The following is a 9,356-nucleotide window of genomic DNA, read 5'->3' as shown; positions in this document are numbered from 1 at the left end:
TACGAGGGGATACGAGGGGATACGAGGGGATACGAGGGGATACGAGGGGATACGAGGGGATACGAGGGGATACGAGGGGATATGAGGGGATACGAGGGGATACGAGGGGATACGAGAGGATACGAGAGGATACGAGGGGATACGAGAGGATACGAGAGGATACGAGAGGATACGAGAGGATGGGCCAGGTCCGGAACGGATGCAGATCAGCGAACCTCGAACCGGAGTCACCATGGGATACTTCGGAAGCAGGCAGCGGCTGGGCAAGGACAGCACGAAGCTTCTGCGTACGAAGGGGGACGATGCGCCCCTTGCACGACGCACGGCGCGGGGGGATCTTTGGGCGCGAACCCACCGAAACCGAGCGATCGATGCCCGCAGATACCCTAGCCGTCGTGGACCTTCGGTCCGACACCGTCACCCGGCCCACACCGGAGATGCGCCGCGCCATCGCCGAAGCTGAGGTGGGCGACGCCGTCCTGGGGGACGACCCCACGGTGGCCGAGCTGGAGCGTTATGGCGCCGAGCTGCTGGGCAAGGAGGCCGCGCTCTTCTTTCCCAGCGGGATCATGGCCAACACCGCGGCGTTGCTGGTGCTGGGCCGCCCCGGAACCGAGGCGGTGATCGACGCGGGCGGCCACATCCTGAACTACGAAGAGGGCGCAGGCGCCGCGTGGGGCGGCATCCAGCTGCGCGCCGTGCAGACCGCCGACGGCCTGCTGCGCCCCGAGCACCTGGCCGACGCTATCCGCCCGGGTTCGCCGTACCTGCCGCAGACGTCGCTGGTGTGCCTGGAGAACACGCACAACGGGGCGGGCGGACGGGTGATGCCCTTGCCGCAGCTCGGGGCGGTGGCGGAGACCGCCCATGAACGCGGCGTGCCCGTGCACCTGGACGGGGCGCGCCTCGCGAACGCCTCCGTGGCCGCGGGCGTGTCGCTGGCGGAGTTCGCCGCCCCGGTGGACACGGTGATGCTGGCGGTTTCCAAGGGGCTGGGTGCGCCTGTCGGCTCGCTGCTGGGCGGCCGCGCGGACGTCATGCAGCGCGCGTGGCGGGTCCGCCGCCGCCTGGGTGGCGGAATGCGGCAGGCGGGGATTCTGGCTGCGGCGGCGCTGTACGGGCTGCGCAACAACTTCCCGCTGCTGGAGCACGACCACCGTCGCGCGCGCGCGCTGGCGGCCAGCGCGGCCAGGATCGAGGGCCTGGCCGTGACCGCGCCGGAGACGAACATTGTGATGATCGACCTGACGGAGGGGCGGCTGGAGCCCGGCGCGGTGCTGGCGGGCCTGGAGCGGCGCGGTGTGCGGATGACGCAGTTCGGCGCGCGCAGGCTGCGGGCGGTGACGCACCTTGACGCGGACGACGCGGGGATCGCGCGCGCGGCGGCGGCGCTGGAGGAGACCGTCCGCGAACTGCTGGGCTGACCCCCGGACGCCGGACAACTTTTGGAAACGAAACCCTTGTGCGGCGGCGCGTGTCGCCGTAAACTTTCGCCTTATCTTCGGGAACCGCCCCTGGACGGGGGTGTACCATCCGCACGCCCGCATGGGCTCGCCTGAAGCGCTTACCAGAGGACACGAGAGATGGCAGCTTTGGACATCGCGGCCGACAAGCAGAAGGCCCTGAACATCGCCATCGGGCAGATCGAGAAGGCGCACGGCAAGGGCTCCATCATGCGGATGGGGGTCAACGGGCCGCGGATTCCCGTCTCGGCGATCCCTACCGGCGCCATCAATCTGGACGCGGCGATCGGCGTTGGCGGCATTCCGCGCGGCCGCGTCACCGAGATCTACGGGCCCGAGTCGTCCGGCAAGACCACGCTCTGCCTTCACGTGATCGCCAACGCGCAGCGCGGCGGCGGCGTGGCGGCGTTCATCGACGCCGAGCACGCGCTCGACATCGAGTACGCGCGCAAGCTGGGCGTGGACGTCGACAACCTGCTGGTGTCGCAGCCCGACACCGGCGAGCAGGCGCTGGAGATCGCCGAGGTGCTGGTGCGCTCGGGCGCGGTGGAGGTGGTGGTGATCGACTCGGTGGCGGCGCTGGTGCCCCGCGCCGAGATCGAGGGCGAGATGGGCGACAGCCACGTGGGCCTGCAGGCGCGGCTGATGAGCCAGGCGCTGCGCAAGCTGACCGGCGCCATCAACCGCTCGCAGACCACGGTGATCTTCACCAACCAGATCCGCGAAAAGATCGGCGTGATGTTCGGCAGCCCGGAGACGACGACGGGCGGACGCGCGCTCAAGTTCTACGCGTCGCTGCGCATCGACATCCGCCGCATCGGGTCCATCAAGGACCGTGACGTGCTGGTGGGCAACAAGACGCGCGCCAAGATCGTCAAGAACAAGGTGGCGCCGCCCTTCAAGCAGGCCGACTTCGACATCATGTTCAACGTCGGCATCGACCACCACGGCATCGTGGTGGACCTGGGGGTGGAGTCGGACGTGATCAACAAGTCTGGCGCCTGGTTCTCGTACGGCGACGTGCGGCTGGGGCAGGGGCGCGAGAACGCCAAGGCCTTCCTGCAGGAGAATCCCGAGCTGGCCGCGCAGGTGGAAGCGCGCGTCAAGGAAGTGCTGGGGATGCAGGGCATTGCGGCCGCGACGGACAGCGACGCGGACTGACCTCCGCGCTGCTGCCATGGATCGAGAGGCTCCTCTTGCTTCGGCGGGGGAGCCTTTCCGCTTTCCTGACGATTGCCCGCGGCGTCAGATGAGGCGCCGGCTACCCGGAAGGCGTTGACGCGCGGCGGTTCGGCGGTAGCTTGTCCGCCCTTTGCGGCACCGCCCGTGTGTTTCGGCACCGCCGTTGCACACGGGCCGTGCCCGATGACGGCGACTGACGTGGAGCGGCGGCGGGACCGCGCCCTCCACACTCCCCAACCGGCCCGAGCGTGACACACGGGACACACAGCGAGCCCACCGGCCGCGACTTCTACGTGATGGCGCTGGCGGCGCTGGGCGTGGTGTACGGAGACATCGGCACCAGCCCGCTGTACGCCATCCGCGAGTCGCTGGGCGAGCACTACGGCCTGTCCGCCGGGCGCGAGAACGTGCTGGGGGTGCTGTCGCTCATCTTCTGGGCGCTCATCATCGTCATCTCCATCAAGTACCTGACGTACGTGATGCGGGCGGACAACCGCGGCGAGGGCGGGATGATCGCGCTTACGGCGCTGGTCGCCCCCGCGCGGCGCATGCGGCCGGGAAGCCGGCGGTGGACGCTGGTGCTGGTGGGGCTGTTCGGCGCGGCGCTGCTGTACGGCGACAGCATGATCACCCCCGCCATCTCGGTGCTGAGCGCGGTGGAGGGGCTCAAGGTGGCCACGCCGCTCTTCGAGCCGTACGTCATCCCCATCGTCATCGCCATCCTGGTGGCGCTGTTCGCGGTGCAGAGCCGGGGGACGGCGGGGATCGGCAAGGTGTTCGGCCCGGTGACGTTCCTGTGGTTCACCACGCTGGGCGCGCTGGGGCTGTACCAGATCGTGCAGCGCCCCAGCGTGCTGGCGGCGGTGAACCCTCTGTACGGCGTGGAGTTCTTTGCCCGCAACGGGTGGCCGGGGTACCTGGTGCTGGGCTCGGTGTTCCTGGTGGTGACGGGTGGCGAGGCGCTGTACGCCGACATGGGGCACTTCGGCAAGAAGCCCATCCGCTTTACCTGGTTCGCGCTGGTGCTGCCGGCGCTGATCCTGAACTACTTTGGCCAAGGTGCGCTGATCCTGGGGAACCCGGCGGCGGTGGAGCACCCGTTCTTTCTGATGGCGCCCAAGTGGGCGTTGCTGCCGCTGGTGGCCCTGTCGACCATGGCCACGGTGATCGCGTCGCAGGCGGTGATTTCGGGCGCGTTCTCGCTTACGCGGCAGGCGGTGCAGCTGGGGTACCTGCCGCGGCTGCACATCGAGCACACGTCGGACCGGCAGATCGGGCAGATCTACATTCCGTCCATCAACTGGCTGCTGATGCTGGCCTGCATCGGCCTGGTGCTGGGCTTTCGGAGCTCCACCAACCTGGCGGCGGCGTACGGCGTGGCGGTGACCACGGACATGGTGTTCACCTCCATCCTGTTCGCCTTCGTGGCGCGCGCCCGCTTTGGCTGGGCGCCGTGGAAGGTGGGGCTGCTGATCGCGGGGTTCCTGGTGGTGGACGTGGGCTTCTGGGGCGCCAACCTGGTCAAGATCCCCAACGGCGGCTGGTTCCCGCTGGTGATCGCGGGCGCGTTCTTCGTCGCCATGACCACGTGGAAGACGGGGCGGCAGATCCTGGCCGACCGGCTGCAGGGGCGCACGCTCCCCATCAAGCTGTTTCTGGCGGACCTGGAGGGGAGCCGCTACACCCGCGTGGCCGGGACGGCGGTGTACATGTACGGCAACCCCGAGGGCACGCCCCCGGCGCTGCTGCACAACCTGATGCACAACAAGGTGCTGCACGAGCGGGTGGTGCTGCTGACCGTGGAGACGGACGAGATCCCGGTGGTGGACGACGACCAGCGGGTGACGGTGTCGGAGCTGGGCCACGGGCTGCACCGGGTGGTGCTGCGCTACGGGTTCAAGGAAGATCCCGACATTCCCCTGGGGCTGGAGCAGGCGCGGACGCACGGCCTGGTCTTCAAGCCGATGGAAACCAGCTACTTCCTGGGCCGCGAAACGCTGATCGCGTCCAAGAACCCGGGGATGGCGCTGTGGCGCGAGCACCTGTTCTCGGTGATGTCGCGCAACGCCCGAAGCGCGACGTCGTTCTTCGGCCTGCCGCCGAATCGTGTGGTGGAGCTGGGGGCGCAGATCGAGCTGTAGGGGACAGGTTACAGCGGGGCAAAAGCAGGGAACAGGGAATAGGGAATAGCCCGCAAGGGATGGGCGGCCTCCGGCGACTGTGCCGGGGGCCGCTCGCTGTCGGATACGTGCTTGCTGTAACCTGTAACCTTTCCTCTTTCCCCTCCGTAGGGATCAACCAGGGCCTGCCGTGGTATCAAAACCCTGCCGCACTTCACCCGACGGAACAGGAGACAATCGCGGTGTTCGAACACGTCGAGGGCATCCGGAAGAAGAACAGGCGGGGTACACTGCCGGCGGCGGGCGCGGCGGCGGTGCTGCACGTGCTTCTGATCGTGCTGCTGACGTGGGGCATCCGCAGCAACGCCCTGCTCGCTATCCAGCCCGCGGGGACGGGGCCGGCGCTGGCGTTTCCGGAGGGCGGCGGCGGGGGGGGAGGCGGCAGCGGCGGGCAGGAGATGGTGTCGTACGTGGACGTGGCACCGCCGGCGCCGCAGCCCGAAGAGACGGTGGTGGAAACGGTGCCGGAAGAGGACGTGCTGATTCCGCCCGAGCCCACGCCCGTCCCCGAGCCGCCCAAGGTGGAGGCGCCGAAGACCGAGACGCCGCAGACGCGCCCGCCCGTGGCCGCACCCGGTCCGGCCACGCCGGGGCAGGACGCGGGGACCGGCGGCGGCACGGGCACGGGGCGCGGCGCGGGCGATGGGTCCGGCGCGGGTCCGGGCTCCGGCAGCGGAACGGGCGGCGGCAGCGGCAGCGGCACCGGATCGGGCAACGGGGATGAGAACGGCGGCGGGTCGCGCATTCGGCCGCCGGCCAGCGACGTGCTGCTGATCCCGCCCGACAAGCCGGGCGCGGTGGCCAGCCAGGAGATCACCATCCGGGTGACGGTGGACGTTCGGGGCCGCGTTCGCGACGCGCGGCTGGTGAACAGCTCCGGCAACCGCGGCTTCGACGAGCGCCTGCGCCGCTGGGCGCTCACCCTCGTCTTTCGCCCCGCGGTGAACCTGGACACCAACCGGCCCGTGGAAGCGCAGACGGAGGTAAAGGTCTTCGTCTGATGAACGCCGGGGATGAAGCGAGCCCGCCGCGACCGAGTGTCGCGGCGGGCTTTTTCGTGTCGGGTGCGTGCAGCCGAGGTGGATGCCCGCTACTCGAAGCCGTCGTGGGGCAGGCGCTCGTCGATGACCTGGCGGATGGTTTCGCCGTCGAAGCCGCGGCGGGCGAGGAAGCCGTTCAGGCGGCGGCGGGCGCGCTCCGGCTCCTCGTCCGAGCGCACCCGCCACTTCTCGGCGGCGCGGCGGGCCAGCTCGCGCTCGTCGGTGGCCTCGCCCTCCATGGTTTCGCGGATGGCGGCGGCGGCGGTCTCCTCGTCCACGCCCTTCTGCCGCAGCTCGCTGGCCAGGCGGCGGCTGCCCTGCGGGCGCAGGCGCACGCGGTCGCGCACCAGCGTTCCCGCGAAGGCCGCGTCGTCGATCATCCCGATCTCCCGCAGCCGGCCGATGACCTCGTCCGCGACCTCGGGGCCGTAGCCCTTCATCCGCAGGCGGCGGACGAGCTCGGCGGCGCTGCGGGGGCGTACGGCGAGCAGTCGCAGGGCGGCCTCGCGCGCCTGCCACGACAGGTCGCGCCGCTCCAGGTCCGCCAGGCGTGCATCATCGACCGGATCGCCCACGCGCAGCCCGGCCGCGAGCACCACCTCGGCGGACAGCCCCATGCGGAACGCGCCGTCCACGAAAATGCTCACGCGGTCGGGATCGTGCTTCTGCGGGGGGAGCGCGGTGATCTTCATGAGGGGACAGGTTACAGGGGACAGGGGACAGCGGGCAACGGTAGGGAAGTGCGAGAGTGCGAAAGTGCGACGCGCTGTCGGGGCGATGACGCGGCCGTTGCAGGCTATTCCCTATTCCCTGTTCCCTATTCCCTGCTGTTCCGCCGTTACGGGGTTGTCGCAAAGCCGCGCGCCGCTTATGCTAGCCCGATCCGTATCCCCAGCTCCTGGATGAGGCGCGTTGTCGCAAGCCACGCCCCAGATGATCGCACCCCACGCGCAGGCGGCGGACTTTCGCGCGCTGCGCGATCGCGAGTTTCCGTCGATGGTGGGCGCGGCGTACCTGAACGCGGCGTCCATGGGGCCGCTGCCGGAGCGCGCGCGCGCCGCCGTGGAAGCGTACAACCGGCGCCGCTCCGCCATCCACACCATGCGCGGGGCAGACTTCGAGCCCGTGCTGGCGCGCTGCCGCCGCGCCGGGGCCCGGCTGGTCGGGGGGGACGAGGACGAGATCGCGCTGCTTCCCAACACCAGCTTCGGCATCAGCCTGGCGGCGCTGGGGCTGCCGCTGGAGCCGGGACGCCGCGTGCTGCTGAGCGACCGCGAGTTCCCGGCGAACGTGTATCCCTGGCTGGCGCTGGAGCGGCTGCGCGGCGCGCGGGTGCAGGTGCTGCCCACGGACGCCCGCGGCAACCCCGACGAAGCGCGGATGCTGGAGGAGATCGCGCGCGGCGACGTGGGGATCGTGGCCATCAGCGCGGTGCAGTTCACCAGCGGCTGGGTGGCGGACCTGGAGGCGCTGGGCCGCGCCTGCCGCCAGCACGGCACATTCCTGGTGGTCGATGCCATCCAGGCGCTGGGGCAGCTTCCCGTCGACGTCCGCGCGTCGCACGTGGACGTGCTGGCGGCAGGCGGGCACAAGTGGCTGTGTGGCCCCTTTGGCACGGGATTCACGTACGTGCGGCGCGAGATCATCGACCGGATGGAGCCGCACCTGGTGGGATGGACCTCCATGCGTGCCTCGGCGGACCTGGAGCGCGTGCTGGACTACGAATTCGGGTGGATCGAGGGGGCGCGGCGCTTCGAGGTGGCCACGCAGCCGTGGCAGGACTACGCCGGCCTGGCCGAGTCGCTGGAGCTGATGCTGGAGGCGGATCCCGCGCGCATCCGGGCGCACGTGCTGGCGCTGCAGGACCCGCTGGCGGCGTGGCTGGGGGAGCGGGGGATCGAGGTGGTGAGCGACGGGCGGCCGGAGCGGCGGTCGGGGATCTTTGCGTTCTGTCCGGCGGACGCGGCGGGGGCCAGCCGTGCGCTGGGGCGGGCGGGGGTGGGATGCGTGCTGCGGGAGGGCGCGGTGCGCCTGTCGCCGCACCTGTACAACCAGGCTCAGGACGTGGAAAAGGTGATGGACGTGCTGGATGGGGTGGTGCACGGGTGAGGGGCTCGGCGGAGGAGGTCCGGAAGCTGGTGGCGGAGGTGCGCGACCAGCTTGCCCCGGATCCGCGGCTGGCCGTGTTCGAGGTGGAGGTGGAGGTGCGCGGCGACCAGCTGACGCTCGTCGGCGCCACTTCCGAGCCCGCCGCCGCGCAGGAGCTGCACCGGCGCATCGCCGTGCTGACGGCGTGGCGTCAGGTGGTGGACCGGGTTCAGCTGCTGCCGGAAGCCGAGGCGGAGGACCGGGTGCACGCGGTGGTGACCGCCGCCGTCGCGCCGATGCTGTCGGGGCCCAAGATCCAGTGCACGCAGGTGTCGCAGGCGGTGCTGGGAAGCCGGCTGATCGTCTTTCGCCGCGACGGGCGGTGGATGCAGTGCCGCGGGTCGGACGGCTACATCGGCTGGATTCACGCGGGATACGTGGCGCTGATGGACGAGCAGCGCGCCCGCGCCTGGGAGGTGGGGGCCGACGGCGAGATCTGGGTGTCGCTGGGCGCGCAGGTGGCGCTGGACACGGGGGACGTGATGATCCGCCTGCCCTGGGGCGCCCGCGTCACCCGCGAGAGCGACGGCGTGGTGCGCCTGCCGGACGGGCGCACGGGCATCGCCAGCGGCGAGATGGTGCCGCTGGGCGCGCGCGGGCTGGGCTTTCCCACGGAGGGCGAAGCGATCTGCGAGACGGCCAAGCGCTGGCTGGGCGTCTCGTATCTGTGGGGCGGGCTGACGATGGGCGGGGTGGACTGCTCAGGGTTCGTGCAGGCGCTCTACCGCATGCACGGCCACGTGCTGCCGCGCGACAGCGACCAGCAGTCGCGCGCCGGTGAGCCGGTGGAGTGCGCCGAGGACTTCGACAACCTGCGCGCGGGCGACCTGCTGTTCTTTGCCGAGTCGCCGGGCCGCTGCACGCACGTGGCCATGTCCACCGGCGGCTCGCGGATCATCCACGCGTCGCTGGGCAACGGCGGCGTGGCCCGCAACGACATGGCCGGCCGGCGCGCCTACGAGCGGGAGCTGAAGCGGATGTTCCTGTGGGCCCGGCGGATGATCTGACGGAGAGGGAATGACGGAGAGGGAATAGGGAATAGGGAACAGGGAATAGGGAATAGGGAATAGCGGGAAAACAACGGCCGTCGGCGACGGGTGCTCGGCGAGAAGGCCGGGCAGGAGGCGGCTTTCACGGCGGTGGGCGGGATTCGCCGAAGCGAGGCATGGATTGCCCACGCGCAGGAGCCTCGCAGGCTGTTCCCTATTCCCTATTCCCTAACCCGGCGTAGCCGGAACCAAAAGGACGAACGGCGAATGTGGGCGTGTCCCTCCGCTGCGCTCCGGGTCGGGCTGCGCGCGCCGTAGGCAACGATACAACTGTTGCCAACGGCGCCGAGCCCC

Annotated in this window: 7 protein-coding genes; 6 read left to right on the top strand and 1 reads right to left on the bottom strand. The window is 70.4% G+C overall.

Annotation, left to right across the window (positions count from 1 at the left end; all coding sequences use genetic code 11):
* Window positions 1-371: 371 nt before the first annotated feature.
* From VGC13_RS06135 to VGC13_RS06120, 4 genes are all read left to right on the top strand, one after another.
* Window positions 372-1,424 carry a GntG family PLP-dependent aldolase gene (locus VGC13_RS06135; protein WP_331124341.1) on the top strand — a complete coding sequence of 351 codons (1,053 nt, stop codon included), beginning with the start codon at window positions 372-374 and terminating at the stop codon, window positions 1,422-1,424.
* Window positions 1,425-1,592: 168 nt separating this feature from the next.
* Complete coding sequence (recA, locus tag VGC13_RS06130; RefSeq protein ID WP_349264189.1) at window positions 1,593-2,624, top strand: recombinase RecA; 1,032 nt, start codon at window positions 1,593-1,595, stop codon at window positions 2,622-2,624.
* A 317-nt stretch (window positions 2,625-2,941) separates the two neighbouring features.
* Entirely contained in the window at window positions 2,942-4,786 is a 1,845-nt protein-coding gene (locus VGC13_RS06125; protein ID WP_414682981.1) for a potassium transporter Kup, read from the top strand.
* A gap of 221 nt (window positions 4,787-5,007) precedes the next feature.
* A complete protein-coding gene (locus VGC13_RS06120) occupies window positions 5,008-5,826 on the top strand; it encodes a TonB family protein (RefSeq protein ID WP_331124338.1) in 819 nt (272 codons plus the stop codon).
* Window positions 5,827-5,915: 89 nt separating this feature from the next.
* Here the strand turns inward: VGC13_RS06120 and VGC13_RS06115 are convergent, their stop codons facing one another.
* Window positions 5,916-6,557 (bottom strand): regulatory protein RecX, encoded by a 642-nt coding sequence (locus tag VGC13_RS06115; RefSeq protein ID WP_331124337.1) that lies wholly within the window; start codon window positions 6,555-6,557, stop codon window positions 5,916-5,918.
* Window positions 6,558-6,798: 241 nt separating this feature from the next.
* On the opposite strand from VGC13_RS06115, the gene VGC13_RS06110 reads away from it, so the two are divergent.
* On the top strand, window positions 6,799-7,974 hold the full coding sequence (locus VGC13_RS06110; protein WP_331124336.1) for an aminotransferase class V-fold PLP-dependent enzyme: 1,176 nt from the start codon (window positions 6,799-6,801) through the stop codon (window positions 7,972-7,974).
* The gene (locus tag VGC13_RS06105) at window positions 7,971-9,020 is read left to right on the top strand and encodes a C40 family peptidase (RefSeq protein WP_331124335.1); all 1,050 of its coding nucleotides are present in this window, start codon (window positions 7,971-7,973) and stop codon (window positions 9,018-9,020) included. Before VGC13_RS06110 ends, VGC13_RS06105 begins: the two co-directional genes overlap by 4 nt.
* Window positions 9,021-9,356: the final 336 nt, after the last annotated feature.

The organism is Longimicrobium sp. (genome assembly GCF_036399255.1).
In the GTDB taxonomy this organism is placed as follows: domain Bacteria; phylum Gemmatimonadota; class Gemmatimonadetes; order Longimicrobiales; family Longimicrobiaceae; genus Longimicrobium.
The sequence above is the reverse complement of the archived record's forward strand: the minus strand, read 5'-3'. Positions and strand labels throughout refer to the sequence as shown.